This window comes from Paracoccus alkanivorans (assembly GCF_003697785.1).
Classification (GTDB): Bacteria; Pseudomonadota; Alphaproteobacteria; order Rhodobacterales; family Rhodobacteraceae; genus Paracoccus; species Paracoccus alkanivorans.
This window is the reverse complement of the sequence record NZ_QOKZ01000018.1, coordinates 1-24,051: the sequence shown is the minus strand read 5'-3', so window position 1 is coordinate 24,051 and position 24,051 is coordinate 1. Positions and strand designations below refer to the sequence as shown.

Sequence of the window (24,051 nt, the reverse complement as noted above, 5' to 3'; positions counted from 1 at the left end):
GAGAAAGCCAACGCGTGGGCCGGGTGTCCTTGTGTGGCGACGGAATGATGCGGGCTTTGCTGTATGAGGCGGCGCAAGCCATGCTGACCAGGGTGAAGAAATGGTCGTGGCTGAAAGCTTGGGCCGTGGGGGTAGTGAAGCGCAGCGGCTTCAAGAAGGCCGTCGTGGCTTTGGCGCGGCGCCTCGCGGTGATCATGCACAGGATGTGGGTCGATGGCAGCGAGTTCCGTTGGTCGCGGGAGGAAGTAATCGCGATGTGATCGACCCGGAAAGGAGTTAAAGTTCCACCATAGGTGGGAAAGTGTCCTTCGCGGGACGATGGGTGAGGCGAGTTCGCAATGGGTCCAGTTCCGGCAGCATTATGACTGCCAGGCCGCGATTCAGATTGGACCGCTTCACTCTTCTGATCCCATGATGGGAGAGCCAGCGTGCTGATCCCGAAGAGAAGCGAGGGCCCGCGAAAGACCTGAAATCCCGCCACGAATAATTGCTCGAAGGCGCTTGACGAGGGAACGCCGAATAGAGAAGGAGCCATTAATTTGCCTGCGGGGGTTCTGCTCGCATGTTTCACGCTCTCCAACTGATGGGAGGCATTGATGAGCAATCTTTTCTGGCTGACCGATGCGCAGATGGAGCGGCTGCAGCCTTTCTTTCCGAAGGATCATGGCAAGCCGGGGGTCGATGATCGGCGCGTTCTGAGCCGGATAATCTTCATCAATCGCAATGGCTTGCGGTGATGCGATGCGCCGGCCGAATATGCTCCACCGAAGGCGCTCCGCAACCATTGGAAGCGCTGGAGCGAGATGGGCGTGTTCGCCAGGAATTTCGAGGGGCTGGCTGCGGAGGCCGCGGCTCAGAAGACGATCATGATCGATGTGAGCAGGCGAACGCCATGCGTTCGAGTGGGCCTGCGCGAGTACCGCAAAGCTCACCGCACGGTCTCCAGCCTCGCGGTGAAAAAGGGGAGCGTGGACACCTAGGGGTATGAACACCAAGCTGCATGCCGTCACCGACGCCAGGGGCTGCCCCCCTCAAATTCTTCATGACCGCCGGTCAGGTCAACGACTACACCGGCGCAGCCGCGCTCCGGAGCAGCCTGCCTGAAGCGGACTGGCTGCTCGCGAACCGGGGTTACGATGCAGACTGGTTCCGTGACGCGCTGAAAGACAAGGGCATAAGACCCTGCATCCTGGCCGGAAGTTCCGCGACAAACCCGTCAAATACGACAAGCGCCGATACAAACGCCGCAACCGCATCGAGATCATGTTCGGCAGGCTCAGGGACCGGCGGCGCGTGGCGACCCGTTACCACAGATGCCCCAAGGTCTTCCTCTCCGCCGTCGCTCTCGCTGCCGTCATGTTCTGGTTATGAGACCTGACCCTAGCCACGCCGATCCTGAACTTGAGGTAGAACCGGGGGTTCGAAGCCCCCAACATGCTCATTTTTCCTGATCCGAGCAGCAAGTTGACGTGCCCTCCGCTCGGGCACAAGAAGCCGTGCCGGAGCAGGAAAATCCTTCATCGTGACATCTCGCAATTCTGGAAAGATGGCAAATATTTCTTCTGCCTGCTCACGGGGAACTGCTTTCATCGCCATTTTTCCCGCATACATCGACTCAGTCTCGGCTCCGTTCGAATAGACGAGTTGATGGCGGCCGAACATTATGTGGAAATACTCGACTTCCTCCATATCCTCAGCCAAGCTTACGCCATGGATTTCCATCAGGTGCTTTGCAGCAACCAGCACCTCCGCTCCGCCGAACATGCGCTTGGCCACCCGGTTCCGAAGCAAAATTCGGTGCTGTGGCGAAACCACCAGGTCGCGGGATGGTATATCCTTCCCCAAGCTTCCCTTCCGTATTCGTATGGGGCGCAGATTGGGTGACGACCGCAAATCCTCCGCGGTAAACAGTCTGGATCCGATCCAGCGTATCCGCTGCAAACCACAATCACGGGTATACACGAGATCGCCGACCGCAAGCGTCTCGACCGCACGCTCGCCCTCCCGGGTTGCTATCAATGTTCCGGGAGCAAAACAGGCAGCGAAGGTTTCGTTATCGTATTGATCGCCATAGATATAAGAAAACCCGTCACGTTCAAGTTCGGGAATACTCCTGATATTGATGCTTGCTATGGGGCGGGATGTGATATCAAACTCATATCCGAATAAATCCTGGCTGTTATAATCATATGACAGCATAAACGTATCGCCTGTCATGGTCTGTAGAAACCTTGCCGTTCCCGTGACAGGCTCATCCGCGAATGTGACGTCCATTTCGACGGCTGCAAAGGAGTCGATGTACTGAGCCTCGCCACCGGCCCAACTGATTGTTGCGCTGTCTTCGAAATATGAGATGCCGCCATCGGAGTTCGGATAAGGGCCGCCGTGGTTGTAGGTGCTATCCTCATATATACGGCCGTCAAAGGTATCATTCTTGGCATCGACTTTTGCGGTTCCCCGTTGCTTCCACAGGGAATCGCCAAAAACAGTGCTGGAATCGTAGCCGATGAAGGAATCGATATTTTCCAGAATGTTGGAATCTGACGGCGAAGAATCCGTATCCCAGTCCTCGATTCCGACCTTCCCCAAATAGATCACATGGAAATCATACACTGCCATTTTTCTTACTCTTCACCCTCGAAACCATTGAACAGATTTGAACATCCTTGCCGAAAGTTTTTTTACTCCGCCGGCCAGGTCTTCCGCATGTAATCCTAGTTAATAGGAGGCATCAAAAATGCGAAAATGTAAATATGTTGGCGCCTCCGCTAACCTCCTGACACAAGACCTGCAGCCGCTTTTACAGGAATGCCATGGCAAGTACGCTGTGACCGGTAACAAATACAGCTGAACCGAGCTACAGGATACGATCCATCAACAAACTGCATACGGGCCGGGTCTTGGTTAACGCTCGCAGCCGGATGCATCAGCCGCAACTAGGCACGCCGCCTTCGAAGAAATCTCCGGGCACATAACGCGCTTCGGTGATGATGCCGTTTTTTTCGGCGTCCCATCTCATGTTGCGGTCCCAGACCAATCGGCCTTCGGGCGTCACCTCCAGCACGCGCCCGCCTTCAGCCTCGGTCAGCAGGATATTACCGTCCGGGAGGATTTGGTGTTTACCCCGGCGCCAACTGTAAAACGGCACCCCATCACTCCCCGCAAACAGCGTTTCTACATCCTCCTCCCCGGGACGGACTGACATGATGCTGCTTGCGCCGGAATCAGGATTATTGTTGAAGACCGTGATGGTACCGTCCGGTTGGAAATCGGGGTCATGCTGCTTGAACCAGGGACCGTAACGCCACCACTTCATCTTGCCTGTCTCGATATCGATCACTGTGATCAGATTGAGTTCTCGCATACTCAGCAACACGTCCCCCGCCTCGAACATCGGAAATGCATCGGCCATATCGGCACGCAAAGGCTCTGCATCGTTGGGATGGAACGGATCGTGCAGCAGGGTTACCTCTTCCTCCGCGCTTTCGGGCGTGCGGCTGTGGATGTTCAGCAATGCTCTCTGCTCTTGGTTCTGGCCCTGGACCATCTCTTCGTGGATGCTGATGCTGTCCAGGATTTCACCCGTTTCCTCGTCCAACCGAAAAACACCGTCATCGCCCAACGTTACCAGGCGGCCTTCACCATCGCGATTGATGGTGTGGTGATAGTAGCGGCCGTTTTGCCTCCAGATCGGCTGACCACAGGCGTCGATGCGGGCAATGGCTTCCCCCGCATCGAAGGTCAGCGCCAGGGAACCGTCCTCGAAAACCTCCATGCCGTGCAGCAGCACATATTGCGGCTTGTGAACCGTATCGAGCAGATCGTAGCGCACCGGCCAGCGATGCACCTCGTTCCCCTCGCCATCATAAAGGCGAACCGAGTGAAAGGACTCTTCCTGTGTCTCGCTCAATCCGGCGACGAGGATATAGCCTTCGGCGGTGCTGCCCGCCGGTTTTCCCGATAAGCCGCGTTCGGGATCCGGGCTCGCGGCAACGGGGCTGACCAGATGCCGCGTGGGCTCCAGGCCGATGTCATTTCGCCAATTCGCCGCGACATCCATTAACGTGCGATACGCCAGGCCGATTTGAGGGGCGGGAAACCAGTTCCACCATGCAGAAACGGTCCCATAGGCGACAGAGATTACCACAAGCGAAGTGACAAACAGGGTGCGGATAGCGCGGTCTGAGATTTCTGGTTTCAAGGCAGGATTGTCTAACGAAAAATAGCTTCCCGCACATGCTAATACCCTGCAACCATACAATACAACGGCAGGTACCCGACATCCTCGCCAGGTTGCGATGACACGCGGAGATGAGCAAAAACCTGCGGATAAGCGGCAGATTTCAATACGGTGTCAGACCGGTTCGGCTTGTACAAAGCTTCGCGTGAGTATCCCGGCCACAATCATCCCCGGCCTTGTCCCCTCAAGCGCTCCAGCGCCGCCTCGACCTGCCCGGCAACTGCATCGAGGTCCTGCAGGCTGCTTACCGGCACCACGGCCTTCTCGCGTGCGGCATAGCGCTCGCGATGCTTGCGATAGCGCGGATCGTAATGATCGCGCATCAACCCTTCGGCCAGCTCCCTCCATTCGCCGGCCTTCGCCTGTGCCAGCCATCCCTCTATCCGCTCCGCCGGATGCAAGGGGGACAGGGCTGCGATGATCGCATCCAGCCTTTCGGGTTCCTCTACGACATCGCGATAATCGCGCGCCGAATAAGCCGCGCGCTCACCGAGTGGAACCTCCAGCCGGATACGTGGCGCCGCGCAAACAGCCTGCCACAGCGCCTTGGGCACCAGAAGATCGCCGACCCGGCTGCTTTCAGCCTCCACCAGCACCGGGTGCGCGGGATCCAGCCCCTCCAGGGCAAGTGCCAATTTTCCCTCGAACATCTTCTGGCTGGGCTGCCCGCCTCGCATCGCACCGAACAGGCTGCCACGATGCCTGGCCAATCCTTCGAGGTCGATGATCTGGGCACCCCGCTTAGCCAGACGATGCAGGACCGCAGTCTTGGCACTGCCGGTATTGCCGTCCAGAACCACCACCGGCGCGGCCACCGGGCCGTTCTGCACCAGATCCACCACCAGGGCGCGCCAGGATTTATAGCCACCTTCGATCGTATCGATTCGCCAGCCGATTTGTCTGAGGATGGTGGCAAAACTGCCCGAGCGCTGCCCACCGCGCCAGCAATAGACCAGAGCCTTCCAGGCGCCATCCCGGTCGGTCAGCACCTCCGAGATATGCCGCGCCGCGTTCCGCGCCACCAGCGCCGCGCCCAGCTTTCGGGCATCGAAAGGAGACACCTGCTTGTAGATCGTACCGACCCGGGCGCGTTCCTCGTCATCCAGAACCGGCAGATTGATCGCGCCGGGCAAGTGATCCTCGGCGAATTCCGAGGGTGAACGAACGTCTATAATATCATCGAACCCCGCCAAGGCGGGGTCCGCGACACGGGTCAGGTTCACCGGCAATGTCAGAATACGTAGACGGGCGTTCCGATAGGCACCTGATCAAAGAGGCTCATCACCGCCTCGTTGCGCATCCTCAGGCAACCATTCGAGACCGCACGTCCGATCGAACCCGGTTCGGTCGTGCCATGGATGCGGATCGCGGTATCCTGCCCGTTTGCGTTATAGAGATACAGTGCCCGTGCACCCAAGGGATTTGTCGGACCGCCCGGCATACCGTCCTTGTATTTCTCGTAAGCGGCGGGGTTGCGCTTGATCATCTCCGGCGTCGGGCGCCAGCTTGGCCATTCGACCTTGCGGCCTACAGTCGCCTTACCCTTCCACACCAGTTCATCCTTGCCGACGGCGACCCCGTAACGGATCGCCTTGCCGGGTGCGATAACGTGGTAAAGAAAGAAATCCTTGCTGACCACGACAATGCTGCCGACCTCGAAATCGTCGCGGATCGCGACTTCGGTGGGCGCATAGGGATCACCGGCCTGCGCCTTTACCGGCGTGGCGGGGGCGGTCTGTGACAGCGCCAGCGACGGAACGGTGATCAGCGGCAAGGCCAGCGACATCAACTGACGGCGATTCATGGCGGATGTTTCCTGTAGGCTGCTCGAATTTTCTACTCGGTCAAACACTATCGCGAATGGACCGGTTTTTGCAACTCATCAAGGCGTCTTCACAAGGCTCGAAGCGGGCGGCGTGTCTTCAGCGCAGCATCTGCGGCGGCCGTCCGGCAGGACCGCCGCCCGGGATTCGCCGTCAGTGGCCTTCGTGTCCGGTCCCGGCTTCCTCCGCATCATCATGAGAGACGTGATCGGCACCGCGCTGGTTATCGACCGGCACCTCGATCTCCTCGCTTCCGCAATCGCCGAAATCCAGCGTAAGCTTTACCGTCTGGCCATCCTCAAGCGGCGCTTTTAGGCCCATCATCATCACGTGATCGCCTCCACGCTGCATAAGATATTCGCCTTCCGCCGGGATCGTGATACCCTCTACCGATTGCATCTTCATGACACCATCGGTTTCCTCGCTCGTATGCAGCAGCACCCTTTCCGCCGCATCCGAAGCCGCGCCCTGCAGGGTGCAATCGACCTTGCGGTGGTTTTCCAGCAGCATGAAAGCCGCCCCCGACTTGGGATTCGCGCCGCGCGCATAGGCATCCTTGACTGCCATGCCGTCATGGGCAAGGGCGGCACAGGGAACAAGCACCGCCGCAGCGGCAAAGGCCATGGTTTTCATATTTGTATCCTCTTTGACTTTCGGTGGCTCGATCAGATAACGACCGAACCCGCCGGAGGATCGCGCGCAGCCGCGGCAGGCATCGGCCGTGACACCCCCAAAGCTGCATCGGGCAGCATCACCAGCCGGTGCAGGCCGGAAGCACCGACCACCGAAATGTCATGCACAGCAGGCGCGCTGAGCAAGGACAATGCCATGTCGGGGCAAACATGTGCCGAGGTTTTCCCCGGAGCCCCGGGAACATAGCGGACGACAACACCCTGTCCAGTGCAGATCACCACTTGCCCGCCGCTTTGCACGGTTCCGCGCGCCATGCCCAAGCCGACGCCGGTCAGGGTCAGGCAAAGGATCAGAACAAGGCGCAGGGCGTATCGCATGGGCCACAGTCTATCCGATCGGCGCATCTCTGCCAGTGGGCAATCCGTCGCATTTCAAGTAATCTTGCCGCTTTGCAAGCTACAACTTGAAACGCCACGGAGATTTATGCGCAAACGCGAAAGCCCCGCCGAAGCGGGGCGCAACGCATCGATACGGCAACCGTCAATCAGGCTTGCAGCTCAGCCGGGCCGTCGAGCTTGGCGATCTCGCGCTTGATTTTCAGGGCGCGGGCCGACAGTTCGGCATCCTTGGCCTTGGCCAGGAAGCCGTCCAGGCCACCGCGATGATCGACCGAGCGCAGGGCTGCGGCCGAAATGCGCAGGGAATAGCTGCGGCCCGTCTTTTCGGATGTCAGCGTGACCTCGTTGAGGTTCGGCAGGAACCGGCGGCGGGTCCTGTTATTGGCGTGGCTGACATTGTTGCCGGTCATCGGGCCTTTGCCGGTCAGTTCGCAGACGCGCGACATGGTGTTTATCCTTCGTCTCAGCTTTAACGGGCGTTCCCTGCGGATGGGTTCGTCCCAATGTGAAAGGGCGCAGCAAAGCGGCGCCCGGAATTCCGTTCGCGGGTGATTATAGCGACCGGTGCCCCCCGTCAAGCCCCTTGCCCAAGCTGTTTGGCGGCCGCCTGTGTCAAAAACGCCATCGTGTCGCGCCACGGGAAGGGACCGAAGCTGACCCGGGCGACGTTCAGACCCGCCAGATCGGTGATGGAAGGAGCCGAGGGTGACGCCATGATATTCACCGGCAGCGGGGAATCGCGGCATAATTCGCTGATCAACGATGGCTCCGTCAGTCCCGGCGCAAAAAAGCCGTCCGCCCCGGCCTCGGCATAGGTCACCGCACGCGCCGCCGCCTCGGACAGCAGAGCGGCATGCGCGTCGGACGGGTTCTGCAGGAACAGATCGGTGCGGGCATTGATGAACAACCCGGTCCGGGCTCGAATGGCAGCGATTCGTTCGGCATGTTCGGCGGCAGACCGGATGCCGTTTTCAGGGGGAACGCCGTCCTCGAAATTGATCCCGGCGACGCCCATCATGTCCAGGCGAGCAGCGTTGCCGGCAATTTCGGCGGGAGTGTCGCCATAGCCCGCCTCGAAATCCACGGTCAGCGGCAGGTCCGACACCGCCCGGATGCGCGCCACGACCTGTAACAGCATGTCCAGAGGGATTGCCTCGCCATCGGGATAACCAAGCGCACCGGCGACCGAGGCGCTCCCCGTCGCCAGTGCTCTTGCTCCGGCACGTGCCACGGCGGCTGCGGATCCGGCATCCCAGATATTGAAAAGGATCAGCGGATTGCCGGGCTGATGCAGATCGCGAAACGATTTTTCAGTGGGCATAGGCTCTCTCGGTTTCTATCAGTTTCTCCTTGCGCCAAAGGCCGCCGGCATAGCCGGTCAGGCTGCCATCCGCGCCGATGACGCGGTGGCAGGGCACGATCAGCGCGATGCGGTTGGTGGCATTGGCACGGGCAACGGCCCGTGTCGCGGTCGGCTGGCCAATCTCGTTCGCAAGCTGGGCGTAGCTGCGCGTCTCGCCCGCGGGAATTGCCTGCAATTGTTGCCAGACACGGGTCTGGAACGTGGTTCCATGCAAATGAACGGGGACCGCAAAGCGCGGATTGCGGCCATCGAAATAAGCGGTCAGCTCCGCTTCGACCTGATCGGTTATCCGGCTTCGTCCCAAGCCGATGCGCCCGCCGACAAGACCCGAAAGCTTACGAAGCCCCTCCGGCAGTGCCTTGCGGTCGATGAATTCCAGCAGATGCAATGCCTCGCCATCCGCGATAACGATCATCCCGCCAAGCGGCGTATCGATCCAGTCAGCCCGCAGATCGGCAGCCCCGCGCCAGATATGCGGCGGATGCCCGAACAGCCTCGTGAAGGCGTTTCTAAAGCCCGAAGCCGAATCAAATCCAGCATCCAGTTGCGCCTCGATCATCATGGCTCCCTCCGTCAATGTCCTCATTCCTCCGCGCAAGCGGGCGGCCCGCGCCATCTGCAGAAAGCTCTGCCCGAACTGGCGGCGAAATGCGCGCCTGACGGTCGAAGGATCCAATCCCATCCCGACCAGATCGGTTTCGGACCAGCGCCGCAAGGGATCCTTCTTCAGCAAGGCCATCAGCCGCGATACGATCCTGTCGCCCTCGGCGGTAGGCCCGGTGGGAAAACAACGGCGGCAGGGCCTGAACCCGGCCGCCTGCGCATCCGCCGGGCGGGTGAACCACTGGCAGTTCTCCGGGCGCGGCTTGCGGGCGGGGCAGGTCAGGCGGCAGAAGATCCCTGTTGTCGTGACCGCGACATAGGCGCGGCCCTCATAGGCGGGGTCACGAGCCAAAAGCGCGGCATAAAGCGTCTCGGGTTCGGGCAGGTCGAGCATGGCGGTATCCTTCCTCATGCCCCGTTTGTAACCGATTCGCTTGTACTGTGGGGCGCAAAATCGGGCGTTTATTTCACCGCGGCCATCAGCTCGGCGTGTTGCGCAGCCGATCCAGCATCCGCGCCGCTGCGGCTCCCGGAGCCATACCGCCCGCCGCAACCTCATCTCCGAGACGTTTCAACTCGGCCTTGATATCAGGCTCATCCAGCCGCGCCAGCAGCCCGGCCCGCAATTCCGCCATGAACCAGTGACGCGCCTGCGCAGCCCGGTTCGCGTCGAAATGCCCATGCTCGCGCCGCCAGCCGGTCAATGCCTGCATCTCGGACCAGGCGCTTTCAAGGCCCGTCCCGGTGGCGGCCGATACCGCCAATGCCTTGGGAAATCCCTCCGGGTCCTGAGAGCGTTTGCGTAACAGGCGCAAGGCGCCAGCATAATCCGCGACGGTGCGACGGGCGGTTGCCAACAGGTCTCCATCGGCCTTGTTTACCAGGATCAGGTCGGCCATCTCCATGATGCCCCGCTTGACACCCTGCAACTCGTCACCGCCCGCGGGGGCCAGCAGCAGCGTGAACAGGTCCGACATCTCGGCCACCAGCGTCTCGGACTGACCGACGCCTACCGTCTCGATCAGCACCACGTCGTAGCCCGCCGCTTCGCATAGCCGGATCGTTTCGCGCGTGCGGCGGGCGACACCGCCAAGCTGGGCGCTTGAGGGCGTCGGGCGGATGAAGGCCATCGGGTTGCGCGACAGGGTTTCCATCCGGGTCTTGTCGCCGAGGATGGAGCCCCCCGAGCGCGCCGAGGACGGATCGACGGCCAGGACCGCGACCTTGAGGCCCTGTTCGGTCAGCATCATGCCGAATGTCTCGATGAAAGTGGATTTGCCTACACCCGGCGTGCCCGACAGGCCGACGCGAAGCGCCTGGCGCGGAGGCAGTCGGGACAGCAGAGATATGGCTCGCTCGCGGTGGTCGGCGCGTGTCGATTCGATCAGCGTGATCGCCCGCGACAATGCGCGGCGGTCGCCCCTGGTCAGACGTTCGAGCAATTCGGTCATGCGGCCCCGTCGGAAGCGGGAGCTGTCTGCCCCCAACGCCCACGTGGATATTTAGCTGAAGCGGAAATGCCAAGGGGCAGGATTATGGATGCGCCCGCAGATAGGCGATGATTCCGGCAATGTCTTCGGGCTTCTTCACACCGGGAAATGACATCTTGTTCCCGGGCAGGAAGCCTTTCGGGTCCGACAGGAATGCCTCTAGGTTATCAGCATCCCATGTGATTCCGGATTCGATCATCGCAGGCGAATATTGGTAGCCGTCCTGGGTTCCGGCTTCGCGGCCGACGATACCATTCAGCACAGGCCCCACGCGATTCTTCGCCCCTTCGCCGATCATGTGACAAGCCTTGCATTTCGCGAACAGTTTCTCTCCAGCGGCAACCAGTTCGGGATCAAGAGACGGGCTCGCCTCGTCGTCCGCGCCTGCCTTTTCATTATCCGCAGCGTCATCCGGCGTCACGTCGAGGACAGAGGCATGCATGGTGATCTCGACCGACTCCTTGCAATTGTCCATGCAAGGCTCTGTTGTGAACAACGGATACTCGGTTTCGGGGCGGTCGTCGACGATAAAGCCCTCCGCGTTCGGCATCGTGATGTCCGCAAAATTTTCCTTCGACAGCACGAAATCCTCTTCGACCAGGTAGTTCGAATAGAGGATATAGGCGGTTATCGCGTAGGTTTCGTCCGGCGTCAGGATCTGCGCCTGCCCGAAGGGCATCGAGCGGTGGACATAATCCCATAGCGTGGACAGATGCGGCCAGTAGCTACCGACCGTCTTGACCGGGTCCTCGCGATCCAGCGTATCCTCCCCACCGGCAAGGGCCGGCCAATTGTCCAGCCCTTCGGCGAAATCACCATGACAGGCGGCGCATTTCTCCAGGAACAGACCTTCACCCGTCGCCACATCGCCCGAACCTTCGGGCAGGCCGGTCCCGTCCGGCATGACATCCACGTCCCATGCCGCTATTTCCTCGGGCAGCGCCTCGCGCCCCAGTCCGAGCGGTTCCGCGAGAGCGGGGGAGGCGAGCAAGACGGTGAGCAGAACGGCATCACGATATCTCGACATTTTCCGCGCTCCCATCCTTGCGCACCCACCATGTCTGGATGCCGTTATTGTGGTAGACCGAGTTCTCGCCACGGATCTGGCGCAACGCGTCCTTGGTCGGCTGCACATAGCCGGTTTCGTCCATCGCACGGGATTGCAGCAGCATTTCCTCGCCATCCCAATGGTAATCCAGCCAGAACCGGGTCACCGCCATGCGCTGGCCGGGAGCGGCAAGACGCGCCGTCCGCCAGTTCCTGCCGCCATCGGTCGAGACATCGACGCGGGTGATCGCCCCCCTGCCCGACCATGCCAGTCCGGTAATGACCAGAGGCCCCTTGCCATGCCGGACCGGCACCTGCGGACTGGGCGCGGTGATGACGGACTTAGCGTCCATCACCCATGTCCATTTCCGGCTGATCCCGTTATCCAGTGTATCGGTATATTTCGAGGTCTCCTCGCGGCTCTCCACCGGCCCCGACGTCACCTCGATCCGGCGCAGCCATTTGATCCAGAGATTGCCCTCCCATCCCGGCACGACAAGGCGGGCGGGATAGCCATGCTCCATCCGCAGCGCCTCGCCATTGGCCTTGAAGGCGACCATGCAATCGTCGAGCGCCTTTTCCAGCGGAATCGAGCGGCCATTCGAGGAGGCGTCCGCCCCTTCGACATAGAGCCATTTCCCCTCGGGCCTGATGCCCGCCTCGGCCAGTAGCGTCTTCAGCGGCACGCCGACATATTCCATGTTGTGGATCATGCCATGGGTGAATTGCGAACCGTTCAACTGCGCGCCCGCCCATTCCATGCCGCTATTGGCCGCGCATTCGCAGAAATAGACGCCGGAATGGCGGGGAAAGCGTTCCAGATCGGCATAGGTGAAAACCAGCGGACTGTCCACGAGGCCGTTAATCATCAAGCGGTAATCCGGCTTGGCCAGTTCGATCGCGCCGGAATGGTGCCGCTCGAAGGCGCAGCCGGCGGGCGTGATCGTGCCGTCCAGCGCATGGATCGGCGTGAAGTTGATCGAACTGATCGGATCGGCGGTCAGCCACGGGACATTGCGGCGGATGACGCCCGACTCGAAGCGGATCGGCAGGCCATAAGGCGTCTCATCCACGCCCGCGCCGGTATAGCGGGCCCAGTCCTGCACCTGAGTAATCAGCGGATCGGGACCGCCTTGGGCACGGGCCGACAGGCTGGCGGCAGGCAACAGGGCACCGGCCGCCAGCCCCGCCCGCAATACGCCGCGGCGGCTGGTGGTTGCGAATTTTGACATATGGGTGGCTCCTCCCTCAGTCTCCTGTGACGATGATGGAATTGTTCGGTGCCGGGCTGACTGTGCCTTGCGCCCGGATGTGGTTCTCGACCAGGTCCCAGATCTGCGGCCCCTCGGTGCCCTCGTTGACCGAGGCCCAGCCAGCGACGACGTAATTGCGCGCCGGGTCGATCGGGCTGTCATCCTTGAGCAGCGTCATGCCACTGATACGGCTGCCGATCCCGGCGAAGGGGTCGATGCTGTAGCCAAGCCCGCCGACGCGCACCATATCGCCGCCCTGCTGGTAATAGGGGTCGGCGTTGAAGATATTGTCAGCGACATCCTCCATGATGGTTTTCAGCATCTCTCCGGACATTTCGCTGCGATAGACCTGCCCATAAGTCATCGAGGTCACGGAATGGATGTCCTCGCGGGTGATGTCGCCGGGCAGGACCGAGGCCCCCCAACGCACGCCGGGCGACAGCGCGATCTCTGCATCGCGTTCGGACAGCAGCGCGTCGCAGATCAGGTCGTCCCAGCTACCGTTGAAATTGCCGCGGCGATACAGAAGCCCCTCGGTCTTGCCGATCACCTCTTCCAGATCCGCCTTGTAGGGCGCGCGGATCTCCTCGATCAGCGAAGCCATCTCGGGATCGGGCTGGATCACATCCGAGAAGATCGGGATCAGCTTGTGGCGGAAGCCCATCATCCTACCGTCCCGCACGTCCAGATCGACGCGGCTGACGAATTTGCCGTGACTGCCGCTGGCGATGATGATCGTGTCGCCCACGACGACCGGCTCGGGGATTGCATCATGGGTGTGACCCGACAGGATCACGTCGATACCCTTTACCCGGCTTGCCATCTGATGATCGACGTCAAAGCCGTTATGCGACAGGCAGACGACCAGATCGACACCTTCGGCGCGCAGCTCGTCCACCACCTGCTGCATGCGTTCCTCGCGAATGCCGAAACTGTATTCGGGAAACATCCAGCCTGGATTGGCGATCGGCGTATAGGGAAAGGCCTGCCCCACGACACCCACGCGCAGACCGCCTGTCTCGAATATCTTCGAGGGCTCGAAAGCAGGCTCATCCCATTCCGCGTCGAAGATATTGGCGCCCAGCAACGGCTGGTCCATCATCTCCATCAGCTCCTGCACCCGCTCGGTGCCGAAGGTGAATTCCCAATGCCCGGTCATCGCCTGCGCGCCCAGCAGGTTCATCACCCGCACCATGTCCTCGCCACGGGTCTGGAGGCTGGTATAGCTGCCCTGCCAAGTATCGCCGCCATCCAGCAGGATCGAGGCGGGCCGCGCGGCACGGATCGCCTTGACCACGGTGGCGATCCGGTCAAAGCCGCCCATGCGGCCATAGGTCCGGGCCAGATCGGTAAAATCGGGCCAGGTCAGCGCATAAGCCTCCGGGCTTCCGGGGGTGATCCCGAACATCTTCTGGAACGCCTCGCCCACGACATGGGGCGCCCGGCCCTTCGCATCACCGACGCCGATATTGGTATCGGGTTCGCGGAACCAGACCGGGCGCAGATGGGCGTGGCAGTCCGTGATATGGATCAGCGTCAGGTTGCCGAAATCCTCGAATTGCAGCAGTTGGTCCTGCGTCAGCGCCTGCTGTGCAAAGGCACGGGACAGGTTGCTGAAACCCAGCCCCGTCAGGGCGGCCGAACCGGCAAGGCCAAGCTGCAACATCTCGCGGCGGGAAATCATCGGCATCCTCCTACATATTCATATATATGAAATTGTTTGAGATGAAAAGACCCGCACGGCGCTTCCGCACGGGCCAATCCTCAATGACGAACGCTGACGCCCTCGACCGGCAAGCCATTGCCACGAGACGCAACGTAGAGCTCAAGGGCACGGAATTCATCGCTGCCCATCGGGAATGTCTCGGCCCGCGTATCACGGATGCAGCCGCGAAAGCGATTATGCTGTGAGACCAGCGCAGCCTGTTTCAGGCGATAGACCGGGAAACCGTTGGTCATGCCCTGAGACAGATGATCCGCCCGGATCCAGTCGCCATAGTGATCCTCGTGGCAATTGGCGCAGGCGAGTTCAAGCTGGCCGTAGCGGGTGTAGTACATTTCCTTGCCCTTTTCCCAGAAAGGCTTGGCCGAGCCGTCGATGGCCACGTTCATCGGCATGCCGCGAGACTGCACCGAGATCGCCGCCGTCAGGTTCTTCATTCTGTCACCATCCCAGTCCAGCGCCTCGGCCTGCATCCGGTTGGTGCGGCAATCGTTGATGTAATCCTCCAGCGACCACAGTTCGCCATTACCGTTGACCTTGGGCATGACGGCCCGGACGCCCTTCATGCTTTCGATCTCCTCGTGGCAGGACGCGCAGCTTTTGCCCGCCTCGCCTTCGACCGCGTTCCAGTCGTCGATCCCTTGATCGACAAAGATCATGCCGGGATTCTCGAAATCATCCAGTTGCATCGCCTGCGTTTCGGAATCGCGGAACAGCCAGCCCGAATAAATCTGGTCGAACACCCCATCCAGATGCGCGGGGGCGGGCACGGCGGTCGGCAGTTCGATCTCGCCGCCATTGATAACGATGGGGTCGGTCGTTTCAGGCTCTGTCTCGGCCATGATGGGCAAAGCCGGCACCAGCGCGAATGCCGAAACCAGCGCGGCACGAGTATAAAGGTGAATCGAAACCATCATAATCTTTCTCCCTTCGGTGGCACCCGGCCATTCGCAACGGGCCGGGGCTGCCTTGCCTGTCGCGCTCAGGACACCTCGATGGATTGCCTGTCCTCGTAGACCGAGCCGTCGTCATCCTTCCATGTGAACAGGAACTCGCCAGATTCCGGCACCTTGGCCTCGAATTCGAAATACGGGTTCGTGCTGATCGCCGGCTCCATCGCCACGTCGAGCACCGGCGCACCGTTAAAGCTTACGCTGAAATGATTGATGATCGAGCGCGGGATGACGTTGCCATCCTTGTCCTTGCGCTGACCTGATTCCATCTGGTGCGAGATCAGCGTCTTGATCGTGATCACCTCTCCGGCCGATGCGGTTTTCGGCACGCGGACGCGGGGTTTGACGTTTTCTGCCATCTGGTTTCTTCTCCTATCCGCTCAGCCGCCGCAGCCGCCGATGGTGACTTTCACATTCGCTGCCGTCCGCACGAACTTGCCATCGGCCAGCTTGGCCACGGCGGTGACATCCTGCGTTTGCGCCAGCCGGATCCGTGTCGAGGCGGCATGCTTGCCGGCCAGTTCACCGAACTTGAAGGTCGCGACCGGCAAAACCGGATTGCCCGGCGCAAGCACCAGGATCTCGGACGCCCCCTCGGCCTCAACCGAAATCGGCACGGTATTGCCATTCTCGGCGATCTCGGGCGCATCGAGCATGATCCCCTCACCCTCCGTCACTTCGGCCCCGCCGGTGAATTCCGCGATCAGTTCCTCCAGCGTCTTTTCCGGTTCCGCGTCCTGCGCCAGGGCGGCCCATGGCAACATCCCGAGCGCAGCAGCGGAAGTCCCGGAAACCAGAACGTCACGTCTGTCCATCATCATTCCTCTTACTCCTTCAGCGTCGCCAGATAGGCGACGACGTCTTCAACCTGCTGCGCCGTCAAAATGGGTGGCAGCGGCTCTGTCCCCGCCTTGCCGGTAAAGGCATCGCCGGGCCGAATGTAACCCGAGGTCTTGTAGAAACCGGGCATCATCGATTCAGGGAAGGTTTTCTTCGCATCCACCACGATCCCGCGCAACTGCGCCGCCTCCCAACGGTCGCCGGCACCGTCCAGCGGCGGGCCGATCGTGCCCTGGAATTCCGCATCCGGCCGATCACTGATCACATGACAGGCAACACAGTTTCCACTGGTCTTGTCAGCATAGATCTTGGCGCCCTCCTCGGGATCGCCCGCTGAATCGATCAGCGGCGCCTCGATAGAGCCGTATTCGGTGAAAGCTACGTCCTGCGGCGCGGTCTCGGCGGCAAGCGGCGCGGCAAAAGCCAACGCCATCATTGCCGCCATTGCCGCCGAAGTGGCGTGGCGTGGCATGCGATCCTCCCTCCGGTGTCTCACGGTTTCCCTCAAGGTAAAAGGCGACTCCACCATTTGGCAACAAAAAATTCGAATTTTTCTATATGTTCTTTTCACCTCAACTTCTAACACCGTAAAACGGCAGAGGAAATCCGCCGATTGCACCGGGAAACCCCGGGATTTATTGTGGTGGCATGCAAAGATGATTAGATATGCATAAGTGAAGTTGTAAGGAATACCGCAAATGCGGGCAGTTACCGTGAAATCCGCTGCCGCGATCGCTGCCGTCACGTTGGCTCTTGGCGGCCCCTTATCCATCGCCCCGACACTGGCTGGCGAAGCCGGACGAATTCCCGATGACAGGGTGGACTGGCAGTCTGCGCCTCTGCGCCTTTTGATGGTCGAGCAGGAAGGTTGCATCTACTGCGAGGCATGGGACCGCGAAATCGGACCGGGCTTTGCGAAATCCAGCGAAGGGCTGAGGGCACCGTTGCTGCGCGTGGATATCGATGGCCCGTGGCCAGACGGTATCGCGCTGGAGCGCCGCCCGACCATCACACCCACCTTCATCCTTCTGCGTGAAGGAGCCGAATTGTCCCGGCTGGAAGGATATCCCGGCGATCAATATTTTTATCCGCTGATCGACGAAATGCTATCCAAGGCGAATATTCCTGCAATTACCGGAAAGGCGGGCGGATGACGCAAGTCGGTGAACTGAAGCAACCAGCACAGGACGACGTCAGCTCGGACGAGATGATGCAGCGCGCCGCCGAGGCCGCCTCTTTCCTGAAGGCCCTGGCACATGAGGGGCGAATGATGATCCTCTGTCATCTGTCGACCGGCGAAAAGACAGTTACCGAACTGGAAAAGCTCCTGAGCCAGCGGCAAGCGGCAGTCAGCCAGCAACTTGCCCGGTTGCGCGTGGAAGGCCTGGTGACATGTCGGCGGGACGGCAAGGCGCGCCTCTATTCCGTAGCGGATCCCCGTGCGGCGGAGGTCGTGGGGCTGATGCATCGCCTGTTCTGCGCGAACTGACGAGTCGGCCGCTGTCGCAAGGGGCTCTGCCCCACCACCGTTCCGGCGACTCCCCGGGATATTTGGAATGAAGAAGAAGCAGGCTTTTGTCCGGCTGCCGCATGGTTTAGTCAAAGCCGGGACAATCAGCTTTGACGGTGACAGACATGCATGACATCCGGTCCATCCGCGAGAACCCGCAAGCTTTCGACGCCGCCCTGGTACGGCGGGGGCTGGAAACGATGTCCGCATCCATCCTGTCGCTGGATGCCGAGCGGCGGGCAAGGATTGCCGAGGCAGAGACTGCGCAAGCCGAACAGAACAGGGCCAGCAAGGAGGCCGGCGCAGCAAAGGGCCGCGGCGACGAAGCCGAATTCGAGCGCCTGCGCGAGTTGGTTGCCGAGAAAAAGGCGGATGTGGCCCGCATGCAGACCGAGGCGGCGGACTTGGACGCGCGGCTTCGAGAGATCCTGATGGGTATTCCCAACCTGCCACTGGACAGCGTTCCGGATGGCCAGGATGAAGAGCACAATGTCGAACTGCACCGTTGGGGAACGCCTCGCGATTTCGACTTTGCCCCGGTCGAGCATTTCGAGATCGCGGGCGTCAGGCCCGGCATGGATTTCGAAACCGCCGCCAAGCTGTCAGGCAGCCGCTTCGTGATGCTGAAAGGCAGCGTGGCGCGGCTGCATCGCGCTCTGGCGCAGTTCATGATCGACCTGCATGTGACCCGCCATGACCTGGAAGAAACCTGGACGCCGGTGCTGGTGTTGGAAGACATGATGACCGGCACCGGGCAATTGCCGAAATTCGGTGAGGACAGCTATCAGACCCGCGAAGGCTGGTGGCTGATTCCGACCGCCGAGGTGACGCTGACCAACACCGTGCATGGCGACCTTGTCGATCATGCCAGCCTGCCCCGCCGCATGGTGGCGCATAGCCAGTGCTTCCGCTCCGAAGCGGGCAGCGCCGGTCGCGACACGACCGGGATGCTGCGCCAGCACCAGTTCGAGAAGGTCGAGATGGTTTCGATCACCGATGCCGAAACCGGCATGGATGAACATGCCCGCATGACCCGCTGCGCCGAAGCGGTTCTGGAAGCACTGGAACTGCCCTATCGCACCATCGTTCTGTGCACCGGGGATATGGGCTTCGGCGCCCGCATCACCCATGATCTGGAAGTCTGGCTACCGGGGCAGAACAGATATCGCGAGATCAGCAGCGTCAGCTATTGCAGTGATTTCCAGGCGCGGCGCATGAATGCCCGCTATCGCCCCGAAGGCGGTGGCAAGCCTGAGTTCGTCCACACGCTGAACGGTTCGGGACTGGCTGTCGGCCGCTGCCTGATCGCCGTGCTCGAAAACGGCCAGCAAGAGGATGGTTCCGTCAGCCTCCCTTCGGCCCTGCATCCCTATCTGGGCGGCGCCACCCGGCTTGGAGCGGACGGCAGGCTCGCCTGAACCGCAGGCTTTTCGTGAAAGATACATTTCCTTCGAATATCCGGGATTCACGAAAAGATGCTCATATAGCCCGAAAACAGGCTGACTGCAGGACAGATATTCCCGCATATGGTGCATTCATCCGTGGAGATCACCATAAGCTTCATATCACATGGGCGAAACTGCAATGAGTGGTCTTGCCCCCCGAAGCCCTCATCAATGATTTCAGAGTTCCGCTAGCCCTGATCACTACGAACATCGAGGCCGGCAACGCCACCGCGACCGGTGGGTGCCATTTGCAGAAGCGCGCCGATCCACCGGCCATGAACAGATCTACGGCCAAGACCGGCGGGAAACCGCATTGGTGCGAAGCGCCCCCTTGCTCGATAGGTCGCGATCAACCGATTGTTCGACAAGGTCGTTCAGTCCCGTTCGGTGGTGCCATAGACCAATTCTTGGTATCTTCCGGAACGGAAAGGAGAGGTTTCGATTGATGCGTGGCATTTATTATGCCAATTTTATCCGGAAGAACCGTGCAGCCCTTGCCGAATCAGGATCTGACTGCGGTAATCGCCGACGGCAAAGAGACAATAACATCAACGGGAGGAGCAATATCACATGACCGCCACCCCCAGGCTCGAACCGTCTGAAGCCGAGGTGAGACCCGAACTGACAGATGATTTTTCATCTCGTCATAATGCACTTATGCTCAACGGCCTAAACACGATCTACAGCAGGGCGATCATGAGGAGATGAACCAATTGCCTTCACAAAGCCGCTCTGCAAGGCGGCATTCCGCGTCCTGCATGTCGAGGATTTCGGCATCGGGGCCGCCCGGGCGACCCGGGCCGCCGTCTCGGGCCATCCGAGCGGGATTTGTCCGGACCTGCCGGCAAAGCTATTCACGCGGGTGATGAACAAGGAGGCCGGGCAAAAATCGCTCGTCAAGGTAATCGATCCGCAAAGCAAGGTTGGAAAGAAGACAGGAGGCAAGAAATGAAAGCCCTCGAAGGAGTCCGTATCCTGGATTTCACCCATGTCCAGTCGGGCCCGACATGCACGCAGTTGCTGGCATGGTTCGGCGCCGACGTGATCAAGGTCGAGCGTCCCGGTATCGGGGATATCACACGCGGCCAGTTGCGGGACATTCCCGATGCCGACAGCCTGTATTTCACCATGCTCAACCACAACAAACGCTCGATCACGCTCAATACCAAGAACGAGAGCGGCAAGAAGGTTCTCGAAGAACTGATCCGGACATGCGATGTGATGGTCGAGAATTTCGCGCCGGGCGCATTGGACCGCATGGGCTTTACCTGGGAGCGGATACAGGAAATCAATCCCGCCATGATCGTGGCCTCGATCAAGGGCTTCGGTCCGGGGCCGTATCAGGATTGCAAGGTCTACGAGAATGTCGCGCAATGCACGGGCGGCGCGGCCTCGACCACCGGGTTCCGCGACGGCCTGCCGCTGGTAACTGGCGCGCAGATCGGTGATTCCGGAACCGGGTTGCATCTTTGCCTCGGCATCGTGACGGCCTTGTTCCAGCGCACCCGCACCGGCAAGGGCCAGAAGGTCTCGGCGGCGATGCAGGACGGCGTTCTGAACCTCTGCCGCGTCAAGCTGCGCGACCAGCAGCGCCTGGAGCATGGTCCGCTGAAGGAATACAGCCAGTTCGGCGAAGGAGTCGAATTCGGCGATTCCGTCCCGCGCGCCGGCAACGACTCCGGCGGCGGGCAGCCCGGCCGCATCCTGAAATGCAAGGGCTGGGAGAGTGATCCGAACGCCTATATCTATTTCATCACCCAGGCCCCGGTATGGGAAGCGATCTGCGACGTGATCGGCGCGCCGGAATGGAAAACCGATCCGGATTACGCAACGCCCGACGCCCGGTTGCCGCGCCTCAACCAGGTATTTGGCCGCATCGAGGACTGGACCCAAACCCGCGACAAGTTCGAGGTGATGGAGATCCTGAATGCGCGCGACATCCCCTGCGGGCCGATCCTGTCCATGAAGGAGCTGGCCGCCGACCCTTCATTGCGGGCAACTGGCACGATTGTCGAGGTCGATCACCCGGTGCGGGGCTCCTACCTGTCGGTCGGCAACCCGATCAAGCTGTCGGAGAGCCCAACGGAAGTCACCCGCTCCCCCCTGCTGGGGGAGCATACGGATACCATCCTCCGCGAAGTCCTGCAATTCGACGACCACATGATCGAGGATTTGAAGCAAAGCGGTGCGCTCGGCGATCCCGCCAAACTGGCGGCGCAATAGGCCGGCGCCCCGGCTCCGTAGAGGCGGGCCACATCAAGCCATGGCCCGCCTTCCCGCGATATGGGAATAACTCCCCGGCGCAGCCACAGCGGAAGGTGGCGAAAAATGTCGAAACCTGAGAACCGGTTCACCGCCTGGAATCCTGGCCTGGCCTCCGAGCTTCCCTCGAAGCTCTTGCATCAGGTCACGCTTTACCGCCCGGAAAACTCGGACATCGGATATGATGAGGCGAAACAGGCGGCCGATTTCTGTGGCCTGAAACCCGAAGAAATGATCGCGTTCAAGGTCGAGCGATTGGCCATGCACGACATCCTGATCCGCGTGACGGCAGAACTGTTTGTCCCGGACGGACCGAATTACGAAGATCTCGGGATCAATCTTCGCAGCATGGCGAGCCGGATCCTCGAAGGCGCGATCCGGCCAAGGCTGCCGGAACTGGAAACCGAGTTCTCCAGGCTCCGCACCGAGGTGAAACAGCTCTTGGGAGAGCGCCTCGATACCGATATCTTCAAGCGGAACAGCCCGGGCATGGCTGATGATGAGCCGGGTCTTTGGAGAAAGTTTTTCGGAAGAAAACGCCCGCCCGCCAGGACTCCGGCCCAACCCGAACTCGTTGCCCTTAACGAATGGCAAAATCACCTGGATGCAACCGGCGATCCACTGGAGCAGGCATGTATCAGAGCCTTGCTGGCCGTCGTCGGCGGCATTGTCGGGCAGCGCGGTCGTCTCATGGCAGACAAGGCACTTGTCATCTCTCTTGCCTCGAGACTGGTCTGCAATTCCTATGGCAGCCGCATGATCAGCTCGCTGATCGAGCCGATATTCCTGAAGGCTGTGGACAAGGAAGGATACCGGTTGCTGCCCTGTCAGGCGCAGCCTTTCGTCATGAATGTCAAGGGCGCGTCCGCCGCAGGCAAAAGCACGATCCGTCCGCTGCAACTCGAACTGGCGGAACGGTTGGGCATAGACTGGAAGGATTTCGCCCTTGTCAGCCCGGATTACTGGCGCAAGTTCCTGCTGGACTACGACAGTCTGGGAGAGCATTTCAAATATGCCGCCATGCTGACCGGGCACGAGCTGGAAATCATCGACAAGAAGCTGGACAATTACATGGAGGAAAAGGCAGCTCACTCGAAACTGCCGCACCTGTTGATTGATCGCTTCCGTTTCGACAGTTTCCGACTATCGACGAACCAGCAGACCGACGGGCGGCTGCTGAGCCGGTTCGGCCACACGGTATTCATCTTCTTCATCATCACACCCCCGATCGAAACAGTTGAGCGGGCCTGGAAGCGAGGCCGGGAAACCGGCCGCTACAAGGCCGTCGACGATCTGCTCTTTCACAATATCGAAGCTTATACGGGCATGCCCGAGTTGTTCCTGACCTGGGTCGGCAAGGAGAGCCCAAAGGTGCATTTCGAGTTTCTCGACAATGGCGTTGCCTATGGAGAGCGCCCTCGCACGGTAGCCTTCGGATGGAACGGCGAGATTACCATCCTGGACCCGGACTGCATCCGCCGGATGAACGATTACAAGCAGATCAATATCGATGCCACGCGCCCCGAAGATGTCCACCCCGAGACCGTGGACAGCGACGACATCCTGACCACATTCATCGAGCGGATTCCAAAAGTATCCTTCATTCACAGGGACAACGCGGCTCTGCTGGCGCAGTTCCTTGACGGCGAATGTCGATTTGAAACCGGGGATTTCCTGAAACGCAACGGCCTAGAGTGGTTATCGCGCCGGGATTCGACAGCTGGCAATACCGCATCCGGTCAGGATCATGCGGCCGATATGGTCAGGATCGATCCCGCACATGAACGGCATTACACGTTGGGAGCCTGGTGAGGCGGGTGCATTGCATGACCGGGCTCTGTCGATTTCTGCTTAAGAAAAATGGGGCCACTTGACCCTTTCTCATCTGCATATATGTGCGAGCTCCGATCAAGCAAGGAACTGCGATACCGGAGCAACCACAAGCCTCCAAAGAGCTTGCTCCGCGAACCGCCGTATAGCGATGGGCGAACTTGAAAGCGCGCTATTCTCAAGATGCAGGCGAATGGAATAATCCATAGCAGGGCAGATTCAGATCTCGCCCCTGCGGTGGGGCCATGCTGATGCCGCTGGCGCCAAATCCGGTCATTGCCGCCGCAACGACATCTGACTCAAGCTATGGACAATCTCTGTTTCAACCCATCTCTGCCCTGACAGGGGCGATGCTCGATATCGTGGCGACGGAACCGGCACCCGTGCGCTCGCACGCGGGATGGTGCTGGAAGCGCAGGCAATCGTCCATCATTTCAGAGCAGCTTCCGCGTCGATAGGGAGCGCCGCATCGCCGGCGCGGCGAATTTGGAATGCATCGCACCTCCATGCCGGAGGAAGTCTTTCCGGGCAGGCCGATCGAGCTGGGCGCATAGCTGATCTCGGTTCGGGAAATGGGGCGCCTCGCCAGTCTGGAAGCCCGTTCATCGACGGCGTGCTGGCGCTGGCCCGGCAGATGG

At 60.5% G+C, this 24,051-nt stretch carries 23 protein-coding genes and 2 pseudogenes; 8 read left to right on the top strand and 17 right to left on the bottom strand.

Annotated features, from left to right (window positions below):
• A pseudogene (locus tag C9E81_RS21805) lies at positions 1–260 on the top strand (IS110 family transposase); the annotation flags it as partial.
• Between the two features lie 336 nt (positions 261–596).
• Positions 597–1,371 (top strand): annotated as a pseudogene (locus tag C9E81_RS21800) (IS5 family transposase).
• A 9-nt stretch (positions 1,372–1,380) separates the two neighbouring features.
• Here C9E81_RS21800 and C9E81_RS21795 read toward each other — a convergent pair.
• The 17 genes from C9E81_RS21795 to soxX all read right to left on the bottom strand — a co-directional run bounded on the left by C9E81_RS21795 (position 1,381) and on the right by soxX (position 16,838).
• Positions 1,381–2,619 carry a Hint domain-containing protein gene (locus C9E81_RS21795; protein WP_243698772.1) on the bottom strand — a complete coding sequence of 413 codons (1,239 nt, stop codon included), beginning with the start codon at positions 2,617–2,619 and terminating at the stop codon, positions 1,381–1,383.
• Positions 2,620–2,926: 307 nt separating this feature from the next.
• A complete protein-coding gene (locus C9E81_RS21790; protein ID WP_147457642.1) occupies positions 2,927–4,261 on the bottom strand; it encodes an arylsulfotransferase family protein in 1,335 nt (444 codons plus the stop codon).
• 143 nt (positions 4,262–4,404) lie between these two features.
• Positions 4,405–5,469 carry a tRNA 2-selenouridine(34) synthase MnmH gene (mnmH, locus tag C9E81_RS21785; RefSeq protein ID WP_122114474.1) on the bottom strand — a complete coding sequence of 355 codons (1,065 nt, stop codon included), beginning with the start codon at positions 5,467–5,469 and terminating at the stop codon, positions 4,405–4,407.
• A 2-nt stretch (positions 5,470–5,471) separates the two neighbouring features.
• Complete coding sequence (locus C9E81_RS21780) at positions 5,472–6,044, bottom strand: L,D-transpeptidase (RefSeq protein ID WP_122114473.1); 573 nt, start codon at positions 6,042–6,044, stop codon at positions 5,472–5,474.
• Between the two features lie 172 nt (positions 6,045–6,216).
• On the bottom strand, positions 6,217–6,696 hold the full coding sequence (locus C9E81_RS21775) for a copper chaperone PCu(A)C (protein ID WP_122114472.1): 480 nt from the start codon (positions 6,694–6,696) through the stop codon (positions 6,217–6,219).
• A 32-nt stretch (positions 6,697–6,728) separates the two neighbouring features.
• On the bottom strand, positions 6,729–7,073 hold the full coding sequence (locus C9E81_RS21770) for a hypothetical protein (RefSeq protein ID WP_122114471.1): 345 nt from the start codon (positions 7,071–7,073) through the stop codon (positions 6,729–6,731).
• 167 nt (positions 7,074–7,240) lie between these two features.
• Positions 7,241–7,540 carry a 50S ribosomal protein L28 gene (gene rpmB / locus C9E81_RS21765; RefSeq protein ID WP_122114470.1) on the bottom strand — a complete coding sequence of 100 codons (300 nt, stop codon included), beginning with the start codon at positions 7,538–7,540 and terminating at the stop codon, positions 7,241–7,243.
• Between the two features lie 128 nt (positions 7,541–7,668).
• A complete protein-coding gene (locus C9E81_RS21760) occupies positions 7,669–8,415 on the bottom strand; it encodes an isocitrate lyase/PEP mutase family protein (protein ID WP_122114469.1) in 747 nt (248 codons plus the stop codon).
• Entirely contained in the window at positions 8,405–9,454 is a 1,050-nt protein-coding gene (locus C9E81_RS21755; RefSeq protein ID WP_122114468.1) for a bifunctional transcriptional activator/DNA repair enzyme AdaA, read from the bottom strand. Before C9E81_RS21755 ends, C9E81_RS21760 begins: the two co-directional genes overlap by 11 nt.
• 85 nt (positions 9,455–9,539) lie before the next feature.
• Positions 9,540–10,511, bottom strand: coding sequence for a methylmalonyl Co-A mutase-associated GTPase MeaB (gene meaB, locus C9E81_RS21750; protein ID WP_122114467.1), 972 nt, complete (start codon positions 10,509–10,511; stop codon positions 9,540–9,542).
• Positions 10,512–10,593: 82 nt separating this feature from the next.
• Positions 10,594–11,577, bottom strand: coding sequence for a c-type cytochrome (locus C9E81_RS21745; protein WP_122114466.1), 984 nt, complete (start codon positions 11,575–11,577; stop codon positions 10,594–10,596).
• Positions 11,561–12,829, bottom strand: a complete 1,269-nt coding sequence (gene soxC / locus C9E81_RS21740; RefSeq protein ID WP_122114465.1) for a sulfite dehydrogenase — start codon at positions 12,827–12,829, stop codon at positions 11,561–11,563. The genes C9E81_RS21745 and soxC overlap by 17 nt, the downstream gene beginning before the upstream one ends.
• Positions 12,830–12,845: 16 nt before the next feature.
• Positions 12,846–14,534: a thiosulfohydrolase SoxB gene (gene soxB / locus C9E81_RS21735; RefSeq protein ID WP_122114464.1), complete on the bottom strand. Its 1,689-nt coding sequence runs from the start codon at positions 14,532–14,534 to the stop codon at positions 12,846–12,848.
• An 80-nt stretch (positions 14,535–14,614) separates the two neighbouring features.
• Entirely contained in the window at positions 14,615–15,490 is an 876-nt protein-coding gene (gene soxA, locus C9E81_RS21730; RefSeq protein ID WP_243698771.1) for a sulfur oxidation c-type cytochrome SoxA, read from the bottom strand.
• Between the two features lie 65 nt (positions 15,491–15,555).
• Entirely contained in the window at positions 15,556–15,885 is a 330-nt protein-coding gene (gene soxZ / locus C9E81_RS21725) for a thiosulfate oxidation carrier complex protein SoxZ (protein ID WP_122114463.1), read from the bottom strand.
• Positions 15,886–15,906: 21 nt separating this feature from the next.
• Entirely contained in the window at positions 15,907–16,347 is a 441-nt protein-coding gene (soxY, locus tag C9E81_RS21720) for a thiosulfate oxidation carrier protein SoxY (protein WP_122114462.1), read from the bottom strand.
• Positions 16,348–16,352: 5 nt separating this feature from the next.
• A complete protein-coding gene (gene soxX / locus C9E81_RS21715) occupies positions 16,353–16,838 on the bottom strand; it encodes a sulfur oxidation c-type cytochrome SoxX (RefSeq protein WP_122114461.1) in 486 nt (161 codons plus the stop codon).
• 226 nt (positions 16,839–17,064) lie between these two features.
• On the opposite strand from soxX, the gene C9E81_RS21710 reads away from it, so the two are divergent.
• From C9E81_RS21710 to C9E81_RS23175, 6 genes are all read left to right on the top strand, one after another.
• On the top strand, positions 17,065–17,520 hold the full coding sequence (locus C9E81_RS21710) for a thioredoxin domain-containing protein (RefSeq protein ID WP_243698770.1): 456 nt from the start codon (positions 17,065–17,067) through the stop codon (positions 17,518–17,520).
• The gene (locus C9E81_RS21705; protein WP_122114460.1) at positions 17,517–17,855 is read left to right on the top strand and encodes an ArsR/SmtB family transcription factor; all 339 of its coding nucleotides are present in this window, start codon (positions 17,517–17,519) and stop codon (positions 17,853–17,855) included. Before C9E81_RS21710 ends, C9E81_RS21705 begins: the two co-directional genes overlap by 4 nt.
• 146 nt (positions 17,856–18,001) lie before the next feature.
• Complete coding sequence (gene serS, locus C9E81_RS21700; RefSeq protein WP_122114459.1) at positions 18,002–19,294, top strand: serine--tRNA ligase; 1,293 nt, start codon at positions 18,002–18,004, stop codon at positions 19,292–19,294.
• A gap of 975 nt (positions 19,295–20,269) precedes the next feature.
• Positions 20,270–21,544, top strand: coding sequence for a formyl-CoA transferase (gene frc / locus C9E81_RS21690; RefSeq protein WP_122114458.1), 1,275 nt, complete (start codon positions 20,270–20,272; stop codon positions 21,542–21,544).
• 105 nt (positions 21,545–21,649) lie between these two features.
• Entirely contained in the window at positions 21,650–23,395 is a 1,746-nt protein-coding gene (locus C9E81_RS21685; protein ID WP_122114457.1) for a DEAD/DEAH box helicase family protein, read from the top strand.
• A 418-nt stretch (positions 23,396–23,813) separates the two neighbouring features.
• Positions 23,814–24,051, top strand: a 238-nt coding sequence (locus tag C9E81_RS23175) for a hypothetical protein (protein ID WP_208021247.1), incomplete at its 3' end; no start/stop codon positions are given.

Coding starts and splice junctions, on each gene's coding strand:
- C9E81_RS21795 (WP_243698772.1), bottom strand. CDS start 2,619: ATGGCAGTGTATGATTTCCATGTGATCTATTTGGGGAAGGTCGGAATC.
- serS (WP_122114459.1), top strand. CDS start 18,002: ATGCATGACATCCGGTCCATCCGCGAGAACCCGCAAGCTTTCGACGCC.
- C9E81_RS21755 (WP_122114468.1), bottom strand. CDS start 9,454: ATGCTCGACCTGCCCGAACCCGAGACGCTTTATGCCGCGCTTTTGGCT.
- meaB (WP_122114467.1), bottom strand. CDS start 10,511: ATGACCGAATTGCTCGAACGTCTGACCAGGGGCGACCGCCGCGCATTG.
- C9E81_RS21760 (WP_122114469.1), bottom strand. CDS start 8,415: ATGCCCACTGAAAAATCGTTTCGCGATCTGCATCAGCCCGGCAATCCG.
- soxB (WP_122114464.1), bottom strand. CDS start 14,534: ATGATTTCCCGCCGCGAGATGTTGCAGCTTGGCCTTGCCGGTTCGGCC.
- soxC (WP_122114465.1), bottom strand. CDS start 12,829: ATGTCAAAATTCGCAACCACCAGCCGCCGCGGCGTATTGCGGGCGGGG.
- soxX (WP_122114461.1), bottom strand. CDS start 16,838: ATGCCACGCCACGCCACTTCGGCGGCAATGGCGGCAATGATGGCGTTG.
- rpmB (WP_122114470.1), bottom strand. CDS start 7,540: ATGTCGCGCGTCTGCGAACTGACCGGCAAAGGCCCGATGACCGGCAAC.
- C9E81_RS21770 (WP_122114471.1), bottom strand. CDS start 7,073: ATGCGATACGCCCTGCGCCTTGTTCTGATCCTTTGCCTGACCCTGACC.
- C9E81_RS21685 (WP_122114457.1), top strand. CDS start 21,650: ATGTCGAAACCTGAGAACCGGTTCACCGCCTGGAATCCTGGCCTGGCC.
- C9E81_RS21745 (WP_122114466.1), bottom strand. CDS start 11,577: ATGTCGAGATATCGTGATGCCGTTCTGCTCACCGTCTTGCTCGCCTCC.
- frc (WP_122114458.1), top strand. CDS start 20,270: ATGAAAGCCCTCGAAGGAGTCCGTATCCTGGATTTCACCCATGTCCAG.
- soxA (WP_243698771.1), bottom strand. CDS start 15,490: ATGATGGTTTCGATTCACCTTTATACTCGTGCCGCGCTGGTTTCGGCA.
- soxZ (WP_122114463.1), bottom strand. CDS start 15,885: ATGGCAGAAAACGTCAAACCCCGCGTCCGCGTGCCGAAAACCGCATCG.
- C9E81_RS21775 (WP_122114472.1), bottom strand. CDS start 6,696: ATGAAAACCATGGCCTTTGCCGCTGCGGCGGTGCTTGTTCCCTGTGCC.
- C9E81_RS21705 (WP_122114460.1), top strand. CDS start 17,517: ATGACGCAAGTCGGTGAACTGAAGCAACCAGCACAGGACGACGTCAGC.
- C9E81_RS21710 (WP_243698770.1), top strand. CDS start 17,065: ATGCGGGCAGTTACCGTGAAATCCGCTGCCGCGATCGCTGCCGTCACG.
- C9E81_RS21780 (WP_122114473.1), bottom strand. CDS start 6,044: ATGAATCGCCGTCAGTTGATGTCGCTGGCCTTGCCGCTGATCACCGTT.
- soxY (WP_122114462.1), bottom strand. CDS start 16,347: ATGATGATGGACAGACGTGACGTTCTGGTTTCCGGGACTTCCGCTGCT.